Source organism: Lipingzhangella halophila, from assembly GCF_014203805.1.
GTDB lineage: Bacteria > Actinomycetota > Actinomycetes > Streptosporangiales > Streptosporangiaceae > Lipingzhangella > Lipingzhangella halophila.
Genome location: NZ_JACHJT010000001.1, coordinates 3,152,832 through 3,173,339, shown reverse-complemented (window position 1 = coordinate 3,173,339; position 20,508 = coordinate 3,152,832). Strand labels below are relative to the sequence as shown.

Annotated in this window: 16 protein-coding genes; 14 read left to right on the top strand and 2 right to left on the bottom strand. The window is 69.7% G+C overall.

What is annotated here, in order from left to right; genetic code table 11:
• The first annotated feature begins 147 nt into the window (after positions 1-147).
• The 5 genes from F4561_RS14670 (at position 148) to acnA (ending at position 8,375) form a co-directional block, all read left to right on the top strand.
• Positions 148-618 (top strand): zinc ribbon domain-containing protein, encoded by a 471-nt coding sequence (locus F4561_RS14670; protein WP_246437202.1) that lies wholly within the window; start codon positions 148-150, stop codon positions 616-618.
• Positions 619-700: 82 nt separating this feature from the next.
• Positions 701-1,993: a class I SAM-dependent RNA methyltransferase gene (locus F4561_RS14665; RefSeq protein ID WP_184579469.1), complete on the top strand. Its 1,293-nt coding sequence runs from the start codon at positions 701-703 to the stop codon at positions 1,991-1,993.
• 236 nt (positions 1,994-2,229) lie between these two features.
• On the top strand, positions 2,230-4,185 hold the full coding sequence (locus F4561_RS14660; RefSeq protein ID WP_184579467.1) for an aconitate hydratase: 1,956 nt from the start codon (positions 2,230-2,232) through the stop codon (positions 4,183-4,185).
• Between the two features lie 120 nt (positions 4,186-4,305).
• Positions 4,306-5,238 carry an LLM class F420-dependent oxidoreductase gene (locus tag F4561_RS14655; protein ID WP_184579465.1) on the top strand — a complete coding sequence of 311 codons (933 nt, stop codon included), beginning with the start codon at positions 4,306-4,308 and terminating at the stop codon, positions 5,236-5,238.
• Positions 5,239-5,591: 353 nt separating this feature from the next.
• A complete protein-coding gene (acnA, locus tag F4561_RS14650) occupies positions 5,592-8,375 on the top strand; it encodes an aconitate hydratase AcnA (protein ID WP_184579463.1) in 2,784 nt (927 codons plus the stop codon).
• Here the strand turns inward: acnA and F4561_RS14645 are convergent.
• Positions 8,365-8,736 carry a hypothetical protein gene (locus tag F4561_RS14645; protein WP_184579461.1) on the bottom strand — a complete coding sequence of 124 codons (372 nt, stop codon included), beginning with the start codon at positions 8,734-8,736 and terminating at the stop codon, positions 8,365-8,367. The two genes, acnA and F4561_RS14645, sit on opposite strands and share 11 nt — an antisense overlap.
• Before the next feature lie 484 nt (positions 8,737-9,220).
• Here F4561_RS14645 and F4561_RS33320 point away from each other — a divergent pair, with 484 nt between their 5' ends.
• Positions 9,221-9,355, top strand: a complete 135-nt coding sequence (locus tag F4561_RS33320; RefSeq protein WP_281384094.1) for a hypothetical protein — start codon at positions 9,221-9,223, stop codon at positions 9,353-9,355.
• Positions 9,356-9,516: 161 nt separating this feature from the next.
• Positions 9,517-10,191, top strand: a complete 675-nt coding sequence (locus F4561_RS14640; protein ID WP_184579459.1) for a potassium channel family protein — start codon at positions 9,517-9,519, stop codon at positions 10,189-10,191.
• Positions 10,192-10,288: 97 nt separating this feature from the next.
• Here F4561_RS14640 and F4561_RS14635 read toward each other — a convergent pair whose 3' ends face one another.
• Positions 10,289-11,209, bottom strand: a complete 921-nt coding sequence (locus F4561_RS14635) for a sugar-binding transcriptional regulator (protein WP_221446010.1) — start codon at positions 11,207-11,209, stop codon at positions 10,289-10,291.
• A 198-nt stretch (positions 11,210-11,407) separates the two neighbouring features.
• Between F4561_RS14635 and F4561_RS14630 the strand changes: the two genes are divergently transcribed.
• The 7 genes from F4561_RS14630 (at position 11,408) to F4561_RS14600 (ending at position 20,406) form a co-directional block, all read left to right on the top strand.
• Positions 11,408-12,424 carry a zinc-dependent alcohol dehydrogenase family protein gene (locus tag F4561_RS14630; protein WP_221446009.1) on the top strand — a complete coding sequence of 339 codons (1,017 nt, stop codon included), beginning with the start codon at positions 11,408-11,410 and terminating at the stop codon, positions 12,422-12,424.
• 2 nt (positions 12,425-12,426) lie between these two features.
• Positions 12,427-13,821: an ABC transporter substrate-binding protein gene (locus tag F4561_RS14625; RefSeq protein WP_184579457.1), complete on the top strand. Its 1,395-nt coding sequence runs from the start codon at positions 12,427-12,429 to the stop codon at positions 13,819-13,821.
• Positions 13,818-14,735: a carbohydrate ABC transporter permease gene (locus F4561_RS14620; protein WP_184579455.1), complete on the top strand. Its 918-nt coding sequence runs from the start codon at positions 13,818-13,820 to the stop codon at positions 14,733-14,735. Before F4561_RS14625 ends, F4561_RS14620 begins: the two co-directional genes overlap by 4 nt.
• Entirely contained in the window at positions 14,732-15,628 is an 897-nt protein-coding gene (locus F4561_RS14615) for a carbohydrate ABC transporter permease (RefSeq protein WP_184579453.1), read from the top strand. The genes F4561_RS14620 and F4561_RS14615 overlap by 4 nt, the downstream gene beginning before the upstream one ends.
• A gap of 313 nt (positions 15,629-15,941) precedes the next feature.
• Positions 15,942-17,741, top strand: coding sequence for a molybdopterin-dependent oxidoreductase (locus tag F4561_RS14610; RefSeq protein WP_312885273.1), 1,800 nt, complete (start codon positions 15,942-15,944; stop codon positions 17,739-17,741).
• Between the two features lie 135 nt (positions 17,742-17,876).
• Positions 17,877-19,040, top strand: coding sequence for an ROK family transcriptional regulator (locus tag F4561_RS14605; protein WP_184579452.1), 1,164 nt, complete (start codon positions 17,877-17,879; stop codon positions 19,038-19,040).
• 238 nt (positions 19,041-19,278) lie between these two features.
• Entirely contained in the window at positions 19,279-20,406 is a 1,128-nt protein-coding gene (locus F4561_RS14600) for a substrate-binding domain-containing protein (RefSeq protein WP_184579450.1), read from the top strand.
• Positions 20,407-20,508 lie beyond the last annotated feature (102 nt).

Genomic DNA, 20,508 nt, shown 5'->3' with positions numbered 1-20,508 from the left:
CGAAGGTACACCCAACCGGTCGCCCTCCACCCGGGTCGGGGCGCGCTCAAGGGCCGGCCAGGGGTGCCTACCCCGTATTCGGTGCTGTGTACCGTAGCCGGCGCGAGACTCGCCGTCGCGCGTTTGTGATCACGTATATTTGATCTCATGACGACAGCGGAAAGACATGCGGAGGGTGCCGGGTATGCCCGCTACACCTACCGGCTTCGCGTGTCGTCAACCGCCCGCGAGTGGGCCAAGAAGGTCGCCACCGACCACGATCGCCTCGCGGTCGAGGACTTCCGGCCGAAGTTCCTTGCCAAGTCCACCGTGGCCCGCAAAGCGGCCGACGCCGCGATCGGCGCGACCAAGCAGGCAATGATCCACATGGCCCGCGAACACGGCCGCGAGCTGCGCCTCGTAGACCCCGCGCACACCACGATGGAATGCGCGCCGTGCGGAGCGAGAACCAAGCACGCACTTCCTCTTTCGCAACGTATCTACACCTGCACCGCGTGCGGAGCCGTGTCCCCCAGGGACGAGAACTCCGCTTGCCTGATGCTGGTCCGGGCTGGTCTGGCCCCGGCTGGTGTTGAGGGCCTAAGACCTCCCGGGCCGCTGGCCCGGCAGGCAGCCTGAGCCAGGAATCCCCTTCCTCCAGGGAGGAGAGCAGTCAAACGCGCGAATTTTTAGCAGTCCCGTCCGCCGGAGGTGGTTGTCCATGAGCCGTGGTGTTTCCGTGCGTCCCGACACAGGGGACCTGGTGGGAACCGAGGTGGAGCTGCGTGTCGACAACGTAGCGCACGGCGGTTGGTGCGTGGGCCGCCACGACGACCAGGTTGTGTTCGTCCGGCACACGCTGCCGGGCGAGCGCGTTCGCGCGCTGGTGACCGGCCAGACCAAGCGTTTCCTGCGTGCCGACGCCGTTGAGATCCTGGAGCCCTCGCCCGACCGCGTGCAGCCGCCGTGCCCGTACGCCGGTCCGGGCAAGTGCGGCGGGTGCGACTGGCAGCACGCCTCGCTCGAGGCGCAGCGCAGGTTGAAGGGCGACGTCGTAGCCGACCAGTTGCGGCGCATCGCCGGTATCGAGCGCGAGGTCCACGTCGAGGAGCTGCCGGGTACGCCCGACGGCCTCGGTTGGCGCACACGGGTCAGGTACGCCGTCGACGACGCTGGCCACGCCGGGTTCCGCCGGCACCGCTCGCACGAGGTGCAGCCGGTGGACGAGTGCGCGATCGCCCACCCCGACGTGCGCGCGCTCGGGGTCACCGACGCCTCGTGGGAGGGGTTCACCGAGGTCGAGGCGATCACCTCGCACTCGCACGCCGACAACGCTGTCGTCGTCACCCCGAGCGGGGCGCGGATGCCGGCTATGCCCCCGCTCCTGGAGTCCACCGCTGTCCTGCGCCGCTTCAAGGGCGGCCGGGTGCAGCAGGTGCGGGGGCGGCGCGGCGTCCGCGAGACGGTCGAGGGCCGCGAGTACCGGGTCAGTGCCGGAAGCTTCTGGCAGGTGCATCCGGCCGCGGCGAGCACGCTGAGCGAGGCGGTGCGCGAAGCGCTGCGCCCCGAGCCCGGCGAGACCGCGCTCGACCTGTACTGCGGAGCCGGACTGTTCGCGGGCGCGCTGGCCGACGCGGTCGGCTCGGAGGGCCGGGTGATCGGCGTCGAGACCGATTCCGAGACTGCCCGCGACGCCCGGTACAACCTGCGCGACCTGCCGTGGGTCCGGGTGGAGCAGGCCGAAGTCGCCGATCAGCTCCGGGAATGGGTTGACATGCGCGTCGACGTCGCCGTGGTCGACCCGCCGCGCGCCGGTGTGGGCGAGGCCGTCGCCCAGCAGCTCGCCGAGTTGCGCAACCGCCGGGTGGCCTATGTCTCGTGCGATCCGGCCACCCTTGCCCGCGACCTCGGGACGTTCATCGAGGCGGGCTACACCCTGCAGGATGTGCGCGCCTTCGACTCGTTCCCCATGACCCACCATGTGGAGTGCGTCGCGACCCTGACCCGCGAGTAGCCGGGGGGCGGCGACGGGGCATGGCGAGCGCACCAGCTTGCCGCCGAGCGCACGCCGCACCATCGCTCGGCGGAGCCCCATCGCCGCCACCCGGGGCGGTTTCCATCCCGTGCCCGGGCTTTCGCATCGTTGCCGCAGTGTGCGGGCAGAGGGGGACTGATACGCACGAACACGGGGACGCGTGGGGGCGTTCCCGTTCCGCGCTCGGGTGAGCCGCCCGGCGTGAGGAGGGTGAGATGTCAGGCAGCGTCGCGCGGAAACTGATCGCCTCCCACCTCGTCGAAGGCGATATGACCCCGGGTCGTGAGGTCGGTATCGGCATCGACCAGACCCTGACCCAGGACGCGACCGGCACACTGGTCATGCAGGAGCTGGAGGCGCTGGGGCTGGACCGGGCACGTACCAGCGTCAGCGTCCAGTACGTCGACCACAACCTGCTGCAGGCCGACGAGCGCAACGCCGAGGACCACGTGTACCTGGAATCAGCGTGCCGCCGCTACGGGATCTGGTTCTCCAAGGCGGGAAACGGTGTGTCGCATCCGACACACATGCAGCGGTTCGGCGTTCCGGGCGCCACCATGGTCGGCTCGGACTCCCACACCTGCGCGGCCGGTTCGCTGGGGATGCTGGCGATCGGAGTGGGCGGGCTGGAGGTCGCACTGGCCATTGCCGGCCGGCCCCTGTACATCCGCATGCCGCAGATATGGGGGGTGCGCCTGACCGGGCGGCTTCCCGAGTGGTGCTCGGCCAAGGACGTCATCCTGGAGATGCTGCGCCGCCACAGCGTCAAGGGCGGCCTCAACCGCATCATCGAGTACCACGGCCCGGGGGTGGACACCCTCAGCGCGATGGACCGGCACGTCATCGCCAACATGGGGGCTGAACTCGGTGCGACGACGACCGTGTTTCCCGCCGACGAGACAGTACGGTCCTTTCTTCGCGGGGAGCAGCGCGAACACGATTTCGTGCCCGTGGTCGCCGACGAGGACGCCAGCTACGACGTGACCGAGGAGATCGATCTCTCCACGATCGAGCCGCTGATCGCCAAACCTTCGGCTCCCGACAACGTGGTGCCCGTGCGCGAGGTCGCCGGGACCGAGGTCAGCCAGGTGGTGGTGGGCTCGTCGGCCAACCCCGGGCTGCGCGACTTCATGATGGCCGCGGCCGTCGTGGAGGGGCGCCAGATCCACGAGGAGGTGAGTTTCGACGTCAACCCCACCTCCCGCCAGATCCTGGCCGATATGACGAAGTTGGGGGGCACCGTCTCCCTCATCAACAGTGGCGCGCGCCTGCACCAGACCGGATGCCTGGGCTGCATCGGAATGGGGCAGGCTCCCGCCGTCGGGCAGAACTCGCTGCGCACGTTCCCGCGGAACTTTCCCGGACGTTCCGGAACTCCGGAGGATTCGGTATGGCTGTGTTCCCCGGAAACCGCCGCGGCCTCGGCTCTCGCGGGCATGATCACCGACCCGCGCGACGCGGCCCAGCGGTTCGGCCTCACCTATCCGAAGCTCCAGCTTCCCGAGCGCAGCAGCGTGAACACGGCGATGCTGACCCCGCCACCAGAGCCGAGTGAGTCATCCGGGGAGCTCGTCAAGGGACCCAACATCTCCTCGCTCCCGGACTTCCCGCCGCTGCCCGACAGTGTCGAGGCGCCGGTGTTGCTGAAGGTGGGCGATGACGTCTCCACCGACGAGATATCGCCAGCGGGCGCCGCAGCGCTGCCCTACAGATCCAACGTTCCCCGGCTCGCCGAGTTCACCTTCGTGCGGATCGACGACAGCTACCCGCGGCGCGCCCGCGAGATCGCCGACTCCACCGGGCATTTCGTGGTTGGCGGGGAGAACTACGGGCAGGGGTCCTCGCGCGAGCACGCCGCGATCACGCCCCGCTACCTCGGATTGCGGGCGGTGGTCGCCAAGTCCTTCGCGCGGATCCACTGGCAGAACCTCGCGAACTTCGGGATTCTCGCCCTGGAGTTCCAGGATCCGTCGGACTACGACGACATCGGTTCCGGTGACGTCCTGGCCATCGCGGACCTCACCGGGACGCTGCCCGCCAGTGCCGAGATCACCATGCGAAACGTCACGAAGCGGCAGACCTACCGGTTGCACCACAAACTGTCGGCGCGCCAGGTCGACGCCGTGCTCGCCGGTGGACAGATCCCACTGCTCGCGCGCAGCCTCGCCTGACTCCGATCGCGCCGCGCCGGTCGTGGCCACGCGTCTCGGCCAGTGGGGTGCGCGCCGGTCGCGCCGATCGCGCCGGTGTTGGTTACCGCGATCGCGCTCGACGGTAGAACAATGGAGCCCATGCGCTTGAGGATTTTCACCGAACCACAGCAGGGCGCCAGCTATGACACCCTGCTTTCGGTGGCCAAGGCCACCGAGGATCTGGGCTACGACGCCTTTTTCCGTTCTGACCATTACCTGAGCATGGGCGACGGCGACGGCCTGCCCGGGCCGACCGACGCCTGGGTCACCCTCGCCGGTCTCGCGCGCGAGACCTCCCGGATCAAGCTGGGCACCCTGATGACCGCGGCGACGTTCCGGCACCCCGGGCCGCTGGCGATCAGCGTGGCCCAGGTCGACCAGATGAGTGGGGGCCGGGTGGAGTTCGGCCTCGGTGCCGGCTGGTACGAGGCGGAGCACCTGGCCTACGGGATCCCGTTCCCGGCCACGGCCCGCGAGCGGTTCGACCGCTACGAGGAGCAGTTGGCCGTCATCACCGGGCTCTGGGGAACACCGCAGGGCGAGTCGTTCCGCTACGAGGGGCGGCACTACCGCCTCGCTGAGGGGCCGGCTCTGCCCAAGCCCGTGCAGTCGCCGCGGCCGCCGGTGCTCATCGGCGGCCGCGGACCGACCCGCACCCCGCGGCTGGCCGCGACGTACGCCGACGAGTACAACGTGCCGTTCAGCTCCGCCGCCGAGACCGCGGAGGCGTTCGAGCGTACCCGCGCCGCGGTGAAGAGCGCCGGCCGCACCGAGCCCATGCGCTACTCCGCGGCGCAGGTGCTGTGCTGCGGCAGGAACGACGCCGAGGTCGCCCGCAGGGCCGAGGCGATCGGCCGCGACGTCGCGGAGCTGAAGGAGAACGGGCTGGCGGGCAGCCCCGCCGAGGTGGTCGACAAGATCGGCGGCTTCACCGAGATCGGTGCCGACCGTCTCTACCTCCAGGTACTCGATCTGACCGATCTTGATCACCTGGAACTCGTCGCCTCGCAGGTGGCGCCGCAGCTCCGCTGAGCTCCGCCGGTGCCGCCACGCGGCCGAACGGCGGCGCAGCGGCACCGGATAACTTGATATCGAGATATGTGTTCGATAGCTTGATGTCGAGATAGTAACGCGAGACGAATCACTGAACATGTGAGGTTGACCGCCGACAGCGGACCCGGCTGACAGGATGTGTCGGGAGGGGCATGGTCGGCCGACGCTGTGGCCCACAGTTTCGTGGCTGGTCAAGGCCACCCAGCGCGTGTTGGGATGGGCCGGCTCGCATTCGGGGGCGATCTCTTAACAAGGGCAGCCTCAGTGATTGCCCGGCAGCGCCACCGCGGGATGATGCCGGGCGAAAGTGGCGAGATCAGGAGGCAAACATCGTGTCCGCGAACAGCTTCGGCAGTAGTGACACGCTCCGCGTTGGCGACGCGTCGTATGAGATCTTCCGCCTGGACGCCGTCGAAGGCTCCGAGCGGCTTCCGTACAGCCTGAAAGTGCTGCTGGAGAACCTCCTGCGCACCGAGGACGGCCAGAACGTCACCGCCGAGCACATCCGCGCCATTGGCAACTGGGACCCCACGGCCGCACCGAGCCAGGAGATCCAGTTCACGCCCGCGCGGGTCATCATGCAGGACTTCACCGGCGTACCGTGCGTGGTGGACCTCGCGACCATGCGCGAGGCCGTCAACGCCCTCGGCGGCGACCCCGGCAAGGTCAACCCGCTCGCCCCCGCTGAACTGGTCATCGACCACTCCGTGGTCGTCGATCTCTTCGGCAGTCCCGACGCCTTCGAGCGCAACGTCGAGATCGAGTACGAGCGCAACCACGAGCGGTACAAGTTCCTGCGCTGGGGACAGACCGCCTTCGACGAGTTCAAGGTGGTGCCGCCCGGGACCGGCATCGTGCACCAGGCCAACATCGAGCACCTCGCCCGCGTCACGATGGACCGCAACGGGCAGGCGTACCCCGACACCTGCGTCGGCACCGACTCCCACACGACCATGCAGAACGGCCTGGGCATCCTGGGATGGGGCGTTGGCGGCATCGAGGCCGAGGCCGCCATGCTCGGCCAGCCGATCTCGATGCTCATCCCGCGCGTCGTGGGATTCAAGCTCACCGGCCGGCTCAACCCCGGGACCACGGCCACCGACCTGGTGCTCACCATCACCGAGATGCTGCGCGAGCACGGTGTGGTCGGCAAGTTCGTCGAGTTCTACGGCGACGGCGTCGCCGAGGTGCCGCTGGCCAACCGGGCCACCATCGGCAACATGAGCCCGGAGTTCGGCTCCACCGCGGCGATCTTCCCGGTCGACGAGGAGACCATCCGGTACATGCAGCTGACCGGGCGCAGCGAGGCCCAGACGCAGCTCGTCGAGACCTACGCCAAGGAGCAGGGTCTCTGGCACGACCCGGCGCGAGAGCCGGTCTACTCCGAGTACCTGGAGCTGGACCTCTCCGACGTCGTCCCCTCCATCGCCGGGCCGAAGCGCCCGCAGGACCGGATCGCGCTGACGGAAGCCAAGCCCACCTGGCGGAAGAACATCACCGAGTACGTCCACGACGAGGGCATCGAGAACGGTGTGGACGAGGCCTCTGCCGAGTCCTTCCCGGCCTCCGACGCTCCGGCGGTCTTCACCAGCGGAAACGGCGGTCCGGCGAACCACACGACCAGCAAGGCGAGCCACCGGCCCAGCAAGCCGGTCACGGTCACGCTCGCCGACGGCACAGAGACCGAGGTCGACCACGGCGCCGTGGTGATCGCCGCGATCACCTCGTGCACCAACACGTCCAACCCCTCGGTCATGATCGGCGCGGCGCTGCTGGCCAAGAACGCGGTCGAGAAGGGGCTCTCCCGCAAACCGTGGGTGAAGACATCGCTGGCGCCCGGGTCCAAGGTCGTGACCGACTACTACGAGCGCTCCGGCCTCACCCCCTACCTGGACAAGCTCGGCTTCAACCTGGTCGGCTACGGCTGCACCACCTGCATCGGCAACTCCGGCCCGCTGCCCGAGGAGATCTCCCAGGCAGTCCAGGAGAACGACCTCGCCGTCACGTCGGTGCTGTCCGGCAACCGCAACTTCGAGGGCCGGATCAACCCCGACGTCAAGATGAACTACCTGGCGTCGCCGCCGCTGGTGGTCGCCTACGCGCTGGCGGGGTCGATGGACGTCGACATCACCACCGAGCCGCTGGGCACCGGCTCCGACGGTAAGCCGGTCTACCTCGCCGACATCTGGCCCGAGCCCCAGGAGATCCAGGAGGTCATCGACTCCTCGATCGCCTCCGAGATGTACCAGAGCGCCTACGCCGACGTGTTCGCCGGCGACGAGCGGTGGCGCTCACTGCCCACCCCGACCGGCAGCATCTTCGAGTGGGACGACTCCTCGACCTACGTGCGCAAGCCCCCGTACTTCGAGGGCATGAGCAAGGAACCGGCGCCGGTCGAGGACATCGTCTCGGCGCGGGTCCTGGCCAAGCTCGGCGACTCGGTCACCACCGACCACATCTCGCCGGCCGGCGCGATCAAGCCCGACACCCCTGCCGGGCGCTACCTCCGGCACCACGGGATCGAGCGCAAGGACTTCAACTCCTACGGCTCACGCCGCGGCAACCACGAGGTGATGATCCGCGGGACCTTCGCCAACATCCGGCTGCGCAACCAGCTCGCTCCCGGCACCGAGGGCGGCTACACCCGCGACTTCACCCAGGGCGACGGCGAGAACGCACCGGTGACGTTCATCTACGACGCCGCGCAGAACTACGCCACACAGCAGACCCCGCTCATCGTGCTCGGCGGCAAGGAGTACGGCTCCGGCTCCTCGCGCGACTGGGCGGCCAAGGGCACCGCGCTGCTCGGTGTCCGCGCGGTTATCGCCGAGTCCTTCGAGCGCATCCACCGTTCCAACCTGATCGGTATGGGGGTGCTGCCGCTGCAGTTCCCGCAGGGGTACACGGCCGATTCGCTCGGCCTGACCGGTGAGGAGACGTTCTCCATCGTGGGCGTCACCGAGCTCAACCGGGGAAGCGTGCCCGAGACGGTGCACGTGACCACGAACACCGGGATCAACATCAACGCCGACGTTCGTATCGACACCCCGGGCGAGGCCGACTACTACCGCAACGGCGGAATCCTGCAGTACGTCCTGCGCCAGCTCATCGCCTAGGCGACCACGATCCGCACGCCCTCCGCGCCAGCGGGGAGGGCCCACGATTCCGCTCGGGCTCACCCAGCCCGCTGAGCGGCCCAGAAGCGCCGCCGCGCCCAACAGGCGCGGCGGCGCTTCGCGGTCGCGCGGGCCGGTGCCCCGACCTGTCGAGCTCCGCGTGGTCGAGCTCAGTGTCGGAGGCAAAGGACAGCACCTCGGGCTCCCGCGGGTTGTCGCCGGCCTCCTCGGGATTGTCGAAGAGCTCGTCCACCTCCTCCGCCACGTCCTCGTCGGGCTGGCGGCCGTAGTCGATCTCCGGGGCGCTCGTCGCGACCTCCACCTCGAAGCGCAGTTCCGCCCCCCGGTCGTCGGGGACCACGAAGTGGGCGAGGACGAGGGACTCCGCACCAACGGGGAGGTGGCCAGTGTCGTGGTCGGGATGCTTGCAGTACCTCGCCGTCTCGTCGCCGTCGGGCAGCTCGAGGTTGTCCTCGGGGCGGGAGGTCCACTCCCACGTGCGGCCCCCGCCGCGGCGAACCCGCCCATCCGCCAGATGGCCGCGCTGAGCAGCACCGCGAGGACGGCAAGCATGACCAGTGCGAGGCGTATGGGCCGGTGTGCGTGCGAACTTCGGTGCGGGGGGTCGTGGTGGGCCACGCGGGGGATTCCAGACGGCGTGATCCCCAGCGTTCCGCGCGGCGACCGGATCCGGCCGACGCGGCCAATGTCGCCGGTTCGGGCCGGCCAGCGGGGCCCCGCTGGCGCGCGGGAGCGGTTGGACCCGCGGCTTCGCGGGTAGCCAAGGAGACACCGGTCGCGGGTGCGCGGCCGGGCGAGACCGCAGGCCGAGGGGAGGTGCGGCCATGCCGGGGACTGCCAGAGCGTTCCTGGGGCGCGCGGTCGCGGCCGTGTGCGCCGTGTTCCTGGTGTTCGGGGCCGCCGCGTGCGAGGACACCGGGACCGACGAGCCAGCGAGTGAGGACGGCGGCGGCTACTGAGCGGAGCCGGATCGCCGCCGGCCAGCTCCCGGTGGAGGGGCGCCGTTCCGCGCCCGCGCCGTGTCCGGTGCCGGCGCGGGGCGGCACAACCCCGCGCGTCGCCCCGTTGAGGGTGGACTGGTAGCGGGAGAGCGGGGCCCGGGGTGTTCGGGGAGGCACCGATGAGACGCCGCTGGAACCTTGGATTCTTTCTCCTCGCGTTGCTCCTGTTGCAGTTCGGCTTCCCGATGACGTTCTACGGTCCGTGGTGGACCGGGCTGTACATGCTGCTGTACGCGGCGATGGTCGTGTTCGGGATCCTCGTCACGCACGGGGAGCGCGACCGCTTGGCGCCGGCGCTCCTCGTGACTCCGGTGTTTCTGGCCTTCGGGGTGTGGGTCGCGTTCGACCAGGCCAACACGGACGCGCGCCTGGGGATGCTGGCCTCCCTCGGCGTGTTCCAGCTCGTTTTGATGCACTCCCTGGTGCGGGCCATGTTCCGGAGTCGGGGGGCGCCGAGAGGGCTGAACCTGGTCGCGGCGGCGGTGTGCGTCTACCTGCTCATCGGCGGGGTGTTCGCGTCTCTGTTCGGCGCGATGGAGATCCTGCGCCCGGGAAGCTTCGCCGACACCACGCACCCGGACTCCCACCTTGCGTGGCAGCAGCTCACGTACTTCAGCTACGTGACCCAGGCGACCCTGGGCTACGGCGACGTGGTGCCGGTGTCTCCATGGGCACGCTCCCTTGCCTCGTTCCAGGCGATGACCGGGACGATCTTCCTCGCGACGGTGATCGCGCGGCTCGTCGGAGGGTTGGTGCCCCGCCCGGAGGAGAGCGATGGTGAGACCGAGGGGTGAACCCGGTGCGAGGGTGCTCCGGCCCTTGGGCCACAGTTTGAATCTACATCGTAAAGGTGCTTCTGGAGGTGCGCCCTCCACCCCGGCAGCGACGGTGCTAGGACCGGTTCACCAGACGCTGGGCCACGGCCGCGTCGGTGACGAGCGTCGAGATGAGCCCGGAGCGCAGGACGATGTCGATCGCCTCCTCCTTGTCCTCGCCGGTGGCCATGGCGATTACCTCGGGGACCCGGCGCAGCTCCTCGGTGCTGATGGTGAGCACGCGATCGGCCAGGTCGGTGCGCACTTCGCGGGCCTGGCCGTCGAACAGGTGGGTTGACATCTCCGCGCGCACGCCGAGCGCGCGGTAGGACTCCCGGGTCTCGGGCCCCAGCGCGTCGTAGACCGTGGAGAGGTCCGCCGACCAGGCGCCGATCGACACGACCGCCTTGGTGATCCGGTCGAACCAGTTGAACGCGGTGGCGACGCCGGGGTCCGTTCGCAGCGCGCGCGCCGTGTCCGGGTCGGGGAGGATCAGCGGCGCGTAGATCGGGTACGCGGTTCCGCCCGACAGCTCCGCGGCCCGCTTCACCGTCTCGACGGCGCCGCGGGACGGGACACGCTGCGAGTAGACGCCGTTGATCTGCACTGTGGTGCAGGGAGGCAGCCGGGTGAGCGATTGCAGCACCACGTTGAGAGTCCGCCCCCAGGCCAGCCCGAGAACGTCGCCCTCCTCGACGATCTCGGTGAGCAGCTCCGCGGCCACCGTGCCGATCTGGCTCCGCTGGCTGTCCGGGCTGTCCGAGGCCGTGCGCACGGCGATCACCCGGCGCAATCCGTACGCCGACCGCAGGGCGCTGGACAGCTCCGCGTCGATCTGCCCGGGAATCCGGACGTCGATCCGCACGATTCCGGATTCGCGCGCGAAGTCGAGCACCCGCGCGACCTTGAACCGGCTCAGCGCGAACTCGTCGGCGATCTCGACCTTGGAGCGCCCTTCGAGGTAGAAGCGCCGGGCGACGTCCGCTGCCAGGACCAGCTCTGCGGGTCCCCTGGCCTGCCGTCCGTCGGCGCTGGTCCGGGCTGGTGGCGCGTCGTCGTGCTGCGGCATATCTCCACTGCTCATCTGAGACGGGTGGTGCTCGTTTCCTAAATCATACGTTGACACCCCGTTTCGCGCGCGTTTCAATAGTGCCAATCAAATGAGTGTGAAGTTGCTCATATGAGCAACTCGCGAATGGGGGTGCCGGTGCGTGTAGCCACAGTCGAGAAACCCGGCGACGTGCGGACGGGGGAGCGGCCGGATCCGCGGCCCGGCCCCGGGCACGTGGTCGTGCGGGTGGGCGCCTGCGGAATCTGCGGGACCGACCTGCACATCGCCGACGGTGAGTTCCCGCCGAGCCCGTACCCCCTTGTTCCGGGGCACGAGTTCAGCGGGGAGATCGTCGAGACCGGATCCGGTGCGCCAGCGGACCTCCGAGCGGGAGACCGGGTCGCCGTCGACCCGTCTTTGTTCTGCGGGTACTGCGATGCCTGCAGCGCAGGGCGCGGCAATCTCTGCGCGAACTGGGGCGCCATCGGCGACACGGTGGACGGGGCGTTCGCCGAGTACGTCAGCGTCCCCGGGGCCAACTGCCACCGGCTGCCCGAGTCGATGTCGTTCGCTGAGGGCGCCCTGGTCGAACCGCTTTCCTGCGCGGTGCACGGGATGCGCCGCGTCGGGGTGGCACCGGGGGAGGAGTTCCTGCTGGTCGGCGCCGGAACCATGGGGCTGCTTCTGCAGCAGCTCCTGCAACGCGGCGGGGCGCGCGTCACCGTGGTTGACCAGAACACCGGGCGTCTTGCCATCGCCGCGGAACTGGGCGCCGAGGCCACCGCCACCAGCGTTGCCGAGCTCGGTCACCAGCGCTTCGACGCGGCCGTGGACGCCACGGGGGCACCCGCCGCGATCGAGGCGGCGCTCGACTCCCTGCGGCGGGGCGGCCGGTTCCTGGTGTTCGGCGTGGCACCGGATGAGGCCCGGATCAGCGTCTCGCCGTTCCGCCTCTACAACGACGAGCTCACCATCGTCGGCTCGATGGCGGTGCTGCACAGCTTCCGGGCGGCCCGTGACCTGCTGGCCTCCGGCGCCATCGCCACCACCCCGCTCCTCACGCACGCAGTCCCCCTCGACCGCTTTCCCGAGGCACTCGACCTCATGCGAGCGGGGGCCGGCGTGAAGATCCAGGTAGTTCCGGAACCCACGAAGGACTGAGTATGCGCGGCACCGACACCCGCGACCCGCGAGCGGGGACACCCAAAGCGCGTCGGCGCCCGGTGGCCGCACTGGCCACCGCGGCCTGCGGCGCACTCGCAATGACCGCGTGCGCGGGCGCCGGGGGCTCCGGTTCGGACAGCCTTGTGGTCGCCATCGTCGCCAACCCGCAGATGCAGGACGCCATAGCGCTGCAGGACCACTTCACCGAGGAGTACCCGGGCGTCGATGTGGAGTTCGTGCAGCTTCCCGAGAACGAAGCCCGCGCCAAGATCACGGCGTCCGTCGCCACCGGGGGCGGCGAGTTCGACGTCGTGATGATCAGCAACTACGAGACGGCCCAGTGGGCGGAGTACGGCTGGATCGAGAACCTGCAGCCCTACATCGACAGCACCGACGGCTACCAGGGCGACGACTTCATGCCGGCGATCCGGGAGTCGTTGTCCTACGAGGGCGACATGTACTCGGTGCCCTTCTACGGCGAGTCGTCGTTCCTGACCTACCGCGAGGACCTTTTCGAGGAGGCCGGCCTTCAGATGCCGGAGAACCCCACCTGGGAGGAGGTCGCCGGGTTCGCCGCCGAGCTCGACGACCCGGAGAACGGGGTCTCCGGGATCTGCCTGCGCGGCCTGCCCGGCTGGGGCGAGGTCATGGCCCCCCTCAACACGGTCGTCAACACCTTCGGCGGGCGCTGGTACGACGAGGAATGGAACGCACGTCTGGACGACCCGGAGTTCCGCTCGGCCGTGGAGTTCTACGTCGACCTGGTGCGGGAGCACGGCCAACCCGGCGCCGCCAACAGCGGCTACGGTGGCTGCCTCTCGCGCTACAGCCAGGGCAACGCCGCCATGTGGTACGACGCGACAGCCATGGTGAGCTCCCTGGAGGACCCGGAGTCCAGCACCGTCGTCGGCAAGAACGGCTATACCGCCGCGCCCGTAGCGAACACCGGCAACAGCGGGTGGCTCTACACCTGGTCGCTGGCGGTGCCGGCCACCAGCGAGCACAAGGACGAGGCGTGGGACTTCATCTCCTGGATGACCGACCCCAGCTACGTGTCCCTGGTCGCCGAAGAGTACGGCTGGGAACGCGTCCCTCCGGGCAGCCGCGCCTCGACGTTCGAGGCCGAGGGCTACCAGGAGGTCGCGGGCGGCTACGCGGATCCCATGCGTGAAGCCATCGAGGCCGCCGACCCCCAGAACCCGACCGTTGACCCGGTCCCGTACTCCGGGATCGGCTTCGTGGGCATCCCCGAGTTCCAGGACATGGGCACCCGCGTCAGCCAGCAGATCAGCGCCGCCATCGCCGGACAGATCAGTGTCGAGGAGGCCCTGGAGCAGAGCGACCAGTACGCGCGGGAAGTCGGCGACACCTACCAGGGGGAGGACCGCCGTTGAGCACCACCACGGCCGCGCCGCGCACCACCCGCCGCTCGCGGGACTGGGCGCGCAGGGCCCCACTGCTGCCCGCACTGATCTTCACGATCCTGCTCACCCAGCTGCCGTTCCTGGCCACCATCTGGTACTCGCTGCGCTCATGGAACCTGCTGCGCCCGGGCTCCCAGGAGTTCACCGGACTGTCCAACTACGCGGCGATCCTCACCGACCGCCAGTTCCTCGGCGCGGCGGCCAACACGGTGCTCATAACCGCCTCGTGCGTCCTGGTCTCCATGGTGCTGGGAATCGGGTTGGCGATGCTGCTCGACCGCAGGTTCCTGGGCCGGGGGGTCGTACGCACCCTGCTGATCACCCCGTTCCTGATCCTGCCGGTGGCCACCGCGCTGCTGTGGAAGACCACGATGTTCGACCCGGTGTTCGGGCTGGTCGGCTTCGTCCTGTCGCCGTTCGGGTTGGGCGACGTCGACTGGGCGTCCAGCTACCCGGTGCTGTCCGTCGTCGCGGCCCTGGTGTGGCAGTGGACACCGTTCATGATGCTGCTGATCCTGGCCGGGCTGCAGAGTCAGGAGCGCGACGTGATCGAGGCCGGGCAGGTGGACGGGGCGAACACCTGGCAGATGTTCGCCATGGTGACGCTGCCGCACCTGCGCCGCTACATCGAGCTCGGCGTGCTGCTCGGGGCGATCTACGTCGTCAACACCTTCGACACGATCTACATGATGACCCAGGGCGGCCCCGGCACCGCCAGCGCCAACCTCCCGTTCACGATCTACCAGCGGGCGTTCCTCGGTTTCGATGTCGGCCAGTCGGCGGCCATGGGCGTGGTGGTCGTCATTGGCACGATCATCGTGGCTCTGGTCGCGCTGCGGTTGATCTTCCGCGCCTTCCTGTCCTCTGAGGAGCAGAACGCATGACCGCCACCCACGACCCCCCAGCGGAGCGGGTACCGCGAAGCCCGCGCTCCGCCGAGCCCTCCGCCCGCCGTCCGGCCCGCCCCTCCCGGGTGGGCCGCCCCGCACTGACCCTCCTTACCTGGGCCATCGCTCTGGTGTTTGTCTCGCCCGCGCTGTGGATGGTGCTCACCGCCTTCAAGCAGGAGACCGACGCCTACACCGATCCTCCCCGGGTGCTGTTCACACCGACGCTGGAACGCTTCAGCACCGTGCTCGACGCGGGGATCATGCCTTATGTCGGCAACTCGCTGATCGCGACGCTGGGTTCGGCGGCGCTGGTCGTGCTGCTCGGAGTGCCGGCCGCCTACGCGTTGTCGATCGCGCCGGTCCGCCGCAGCAAGGACGTGCTGTTCTTCTTCATCTCGACCAAGATGCTCCCGGTGGTCGCGGTGATCGTCCCGCTGTACGTCGCGGCGGGCCAGTTGAACGTGCTCGACAACATCTGGACGCTCGTACTGCTCTACACGGCCATGAACCTGCCCATCGCCGTCTGGATGCTGCGCTCGTTCTTCCTGGAGGTGCCCACAGCGATCATCGAGGCCGCGCGGGTGGAGGGTGCTTCGCTGCCCCGGGTGCTGTGGTCGGTGATGCTGCCCGTCATGGCTCCCGGTATCGCCGCGACCGTGCTGATCTGCATGATCTTCTCGTGGAACGAGTTCTTCTTCGCGGTGAACCTGACCGCCTCCCAGGCGGCGACGGTCCCCGTCTTCATGGTCGGTTTCATCACCAGCGAGAGCCTGTACTGGGCGCAGCTCTCCGCCGCGGCGACACTGGTGTCGCTGCCGATCGTGGTCGTCGGCTGGATCGCCCAGCGCCAGCTTGTGCGCGGACTGTCGATGGGCGCGGTGAAGTAGGCCGGCTCCCCGCTGGTCTCGAGGATGCTGTTCCTTGCGGGCGCGCGGGGTCGCGTGGACCCCTGCCCGCCCGCGGGGGTGCGGCGATGGGGCGAAGCGAGCGAGCCAGCTTGCCGCCCAGCGTTGGTGCACCATGCGCTCGGCGGCAAGCTGGCACCCCTCTCGCTGCGCTCGCGGAGTGCCCCATTGCCGCAACTCCCCGCCGCGGCCCCCAGTGGCGCGGACCCCTTGAGGCCGGCCGGATGAGGCGACGTCACCGCTTCGTAAGGGCGGATCGCGACACGGATCGGCGTTTCGCGGTGAGACTGGAAGTGTGTATCACCATCAGGATCTCCCAACAGGCGGGTTGGCAGCTGTCGCGCCGCGGGCGCGAACCGGTGCCCTGTGCGGGCTCGTCGCCGCGGGAGCGGGAATGGCCTTCGCCGAGGCGGTTGGCGCACTGACCAACCCTGACGCCACTCCGTTGCTCGCGGTGGGCGACGCGGTCGTCGATGTGGTCCCGCAACCGCTGAAAGAGCTGGCGATCGCCCTTTTCGGCACGGCCGACAAAGTGGCGCTGCTCAGCGGTATGGGCGTGGTGCTGGCGGGGTTCGCGGCCGCTATCGGTGTCCTGGCACGGAACCGGCGCTGGCACGGTGACGCCGGAATCGCGCTGTTCGGCGCTATCGGTCTCCTCGCGGCGCTGACCAGGCCAGAGAGCGGTCCCTTCGACGCGCTGCCGTCGCTGCTCGGCGCGGCCGCGGCGGTCGCGGTGCTGCGTCTGCTGCTGAGGCTGGCGCCGGGTTCGCCGGCGCGGTCGGGCGCGGCCGCCGGGGACGGCACCGGAAGCGGAGGCACGGAGACGGCCTCGCCCGCCGCAGGAGCCGCCGGCGCCCCCGAGCCCCGATCCGGATCCCCGGCCGCGTCGCCCCCCGCCCCGGAATCCGCGGCCGGTCCCGCGGCCGGCGCCGAACCAGAGGCCGAGGGCGAACCCCAGCCGAGCGCTGGGGGGACGAGCGCCGAACCGCGGGCGGGTGGCGGGTTCGACCGCCGCCGGTTCATCACCGCCGCCGGGGCCGCCGCCGCGCTCTCGGCCGCGGGCGGGCTCGGCGCGCGGTGGTACTCCTCGTCCCGGGTCGACACCACCGAGATGCGCGCGGCGATCAGTCTGCCCCGGCCGGCGTCTCCCGCACCCGCTCTCCCCGACGGGGTGGAGTTCGACATTCCCGGCCAGAGCCCGTTCTTCACCCCGGTTGACGACTTCTACCGGATCGACACCGCCCTTTCGACGCCGCGGATCGACGCCACGACCTGGACGCTGCGGGTGCACGGGCGCGGGATCAAGGAGCGCGAGTACACCTACGACGACCTGCTGAACCGTTCCGACCTCATGGAACGCGACATCACGTTGGCGTGCGTGTCCAACCCCGTGGGCGGCTCCCTGGTGGGAAACGCGCGCTGGATCGGAGTGCCGCTCGCCGCGCTGCTGCGCGAGGCGGGGGTCCGGCCGCCCGGCGAGGGCGGCCCTGCCGACCAGCTCGTGTCGCGCTCGTCCGACGGGATGACGATCGGTACCCCGGTGGCCGACACCATGGACGGCCGCGACGCGATGCTCGCGCTCGGCATGGACGGTGAGCCGCTCCCCGCTCGGCACGGCTTTCCGCTGCGCATGGTGGTTCCCGGCCTCTACGGTTACGTGTCGGCCTGCAAGTGGCTGGTGGAGCTGGAACTGAGCACGTTCGACGCCTTCGATGCCTACTGGGTCCCCCGGGGGTGGTCACAAGAGGCGCCGATCAAGATCCAGGCGCGCGTCGACACCCCCGGCGACGCGGAGACGGTCGACGCCGGTACGGCCACGGTGGCCGGCGTGGCCTGGGCCCAGACCGTCGGCATCGAGAAGGTCGAGGTCCGGGTGGATGACGGAGAATGGCGGGAGGCGACGCTCGCGGAGGAGGACACTCTCGACACGTGGCGGCAGTGGAAGCTGGAGTGGGACGCGGAGCCCGGCGACCACCGCCTGACCGTCCGGGCGACCGACCGCGACGGCGAGACGCAGACCGCCGACGAGGCGTCGCCCGCTCCCAACGGGGCCACCGGGCATCACTCGGTCGAGGTGACCGTCGTGGCGGCGTGACCACTGCGTCCGCTGGCCGGGCCCGCGCGGACGGCGGGCGCGGGTCCGCACGCGGGCGTCCAGACGTGTATTCAAGCGTTGTATGCTCGCTTTCACCAGCGAGACCGGGTGGTCGGGAGAGCGAGGGGGCGCGCCGTGTCCGACGTCAAGGCGACACCAGGCACGCAGGCCGAGCTACGCCGGGCGAACCAGCAACGTGTCATCGAGATACTGCGGACGGGCGGCACGCTCACCCAGGCCGAAATCGCGCGGGCCACAGGGCTCTCCGCGGCGAGTGTCTCCAACATCGTGCGCGACCTGAGTGACAGCGGGACCGTATCGGTGCGGCAGACCTCGTCGAACGGCAGGCGCGCCCGCGGGGTCACCCTGGTGCGGCCGCCCGGAGCGGTCATCGGGATCGCGTTCGACCCCGACCGGATCTCGGTGGCTCTCGGTGACGGGCGCGGAACGGTGGTGGCGCGCGAGTCGATCGGCTACGACGTGGCCGCCGGTCCGGAGCGTGGCGTGCGGCGCGCGGTGTGGCTCACCGAGACGCTGCTCGGCAGGGCGCGCGCCGACCGCTCGATGGTGACCGCCGCCGGTGTTTCGCTTCCCGCCCCCGTCGACACCGCGACAGGGGAGATCCTGGGCGTGTCCTGCCTGCCCCGCTGGGACGGCTCCTGCCCCTCCGATGCGCTCGCCGAACGGCTCGGGATGCCGGTCTTCGCGGAGAACGACGCGAACCTGTGCGCGCTGGAGGAAACCCGCGCCGGAGTCGGGCGCGGCCGGGAGCACGTCATCTACCTGTGCCTGTCGCACGGCGTGGGCGCCGGGATGATCGTGTCCGGCCAACTGCTCAGGGGAGCGGGAGGGACCGCGGGGGAGATCGGCCACATGGGACTGGACGAGCGCGGCCAGGTGTGCCGGTGCGGGAACCGCGGGTGTCTGGAGACCGTCGCCGGAGCGCCCTACCTGCTCGACATGCTGCCGCGGCACGGCGACTCCGACGGGCCGGCGACGCTCGCCGAGCTGGTGGACGCCGCGGTGTCGGACCCCGGGCCGCGGCGCATTATCGCCGAGGCCGGGTCGGCGCTCGGGCGCGCGACCGCGATCCTCGCCAATGTCGTGAACCCGGATCTGGTGATCGTCGGCGGGGAGCTGGCAGCCGCCGGGGAGCTGCTGCTGGAGCCGATGCGGCGCTCGATGGAGCTCGGGACCCTCGGAACCGCGCTCAATGACCTGACCATCGTCCAGGCCGAGCTTGGCGCGGAGGCGGCGCTGCGCGGGGCGTTGCGCCTGGCTTCGGCGGCGACGGCATAGCGCGGGTAAAGGATTCCGGCCGCCGCGATCTGAGGCTTCGCTTTGGCCTGGGTTTCCGTTTCTTTAAAGGTTGAACGCAATACTCGTGACTTTTCGGTTATTTGTTCAACGCTTGACGCCAAGATCGTGGCGCGCTTGACTTCACGCAATCGATACACCGGCGTCATCCCGCGTTCGTAACGGCACGCCGGTCCCGCGCGAAGCCGTCCGGTGATCCCCCTACAGGAGGTCGACGTCGTTGAATACCCGAACTCGATTCACCCGCCGTGTCGCAGTCGGTGCCGCGGCACTGGCACTGCTGGCTGCTGGGTGCGGCACCACGACCACCGATTCCGGATCCGGCGGTGACGCGAGCGTTGAAGAGGGCTTCAACGTCGGTCTGCTGCTGCCCGAGTCCAAGACCGCGCGCTACGAGAAGTTCGACAAGCCCTACATCGAAGAGTCCCTCGCGGAGCTGTGCGAGAACTGCGAGCTGACGTACCAGAACGCCGACCAGGAGACCGCGAAGCAGCAGGACCAGGCCGAGGCCATGCTGACCGAGGGCATCGATGTGATGGTGCTGGACGCCGTCGACACGGAGTCCGCCGCCAGCATCGTCAGCAACGCCCAGAGCCAGGACGTGCCCGTCGTCGCCTATGACCGCCTGGCCCAGGGCGGGGTCGACTACTACGTCTCCTTCAACAACCAAACCGTCGGCCAGGTCCAGGGCGAGGCGCTCATCGAGGCACTGGAGGAGGAAGGCACGATCGACGACGGCGAGATCGTGGCGATCCACGGCTCGCCGACCGACCCCAACGCCGCCGAGTTCAAGACCGGCGCCATGGAGGTTCTCGAAGGCAACGTCGAGATCGCCGCCGAGTTCGACACCCCCGAATGGTCGCCGGACAAGGCGCAGGAGCAGATGGACGGCGCGATCACCTCAAGCAGCGTCGACGACATCGTTGGCGTCTACTCCGCCAACGACGGGATGACCGCCGGTGTCGTGGCCGCGCTGAAGAGCGCCGGCGCGGACGAGATGCCCCCGATCACCGGCCAGGACGCCGAGATCGCCGGGATCCAGCGGATCATCAGCGGCGAGCAGTACATGACCGTGTACAAGGAGATCAGGGCCGAGGCCCAGGTCGCCGCGGAGATGGCGGTGGCCGCCGCCACCGGTGAGGAGTACGACGGCGGCGAGAACACGATTACCGAAGCTGAGGACGGCGACGGCGAGACCGTCCCCTCCGTCCTGCTGGATCCGGTGTCGGTCACCGAGGAGAACGTCGAGGAGACGGTCGTCGCCGACGGTTTCTACACCATCGAGGAGATCTGCACCGACGACTACGCAGACACCGACTTCTGCAAGGAGACCGCAGGCGAGCAGTGATCGCCGAGGCGGGGCGCGGCGGGCCCTGTCGGGCCCGCCGCGCCCCGCCTCCCACTGGGTCGCGACCGTCTGGTCATAGAAGCCCCGAGCCGCCACACCGCT

What these genes read in the sequence shown, in the direction of transcription:
- F4561_RS14640 (WP_184579459.1), top strand. Translation starts at nt 9,517, where the DNA reads ATGAGACGCCGCTGGAACCTTGGATTCTTTCTCCTCGCGTTGCTCCTG.
- F4561_RS14660 (WP_184579467.1), top strand. Translation starts at nt 2,230, where the DNA reads ATGTCAGGCAGCGTCGCGCGGAAACTGATCGCCTCCCACCTCGTCGAA.
- F4561_RS14655 (WP_184579465.1), top strand. Translation starts at nt 4,306, where the DNA reads ATGCGCTTGAGGATTTTCACCGAACCACAGCAGGGCGCCAGCTATGAC.
- F4561_RS14630 (WP_221446009.1), top strand. Translation starts at nt 11,408, where the DNA reads ATGGGGGTGCCGGTGCGTGTAGCCACAGTCGAGAAACCCGGCGACGTG.
- F4561_RS14665 (WP_184579469.1), top strand. Translation starts at nt 701, where the DNA reads ATGAGCCGTGGTGTTTCCGTGCGTCCCGACACAGGGGACCTGGTGGGA.
- F4561_RS14670 (WP_246437202.1), top strand. Translation starts at nt 148, where the DNA reads ATGACGACAGCGGAAAGACATGCGGAGGGTGCCGGGTATGCCCGCTAC.
- F4561_RS14625 (WP_184579457.1), top strand. Translation starts at nt 12,427, where the DNA reads ATGCGCGGCACCGACACCCGCGACCCGCGAGCGGGGACACCCAAAGCG.
- F4561_RS33320 (WP_281384094.1), top strand. Translation starts at nt 9,221, where the DNA reads ATGCCGGGGACTGCCAGAGCGTTCCTGGGGCGCGCGGTCGCGGCCGTG.
- F4561_RS14615 (WP_184579453.1), top strand. Translation starts at nt 14,732, where the DNA reads ATGACCGCCACCCACGACCCCCCAGCGGAGCGGGTACCGCGAAGCCCG.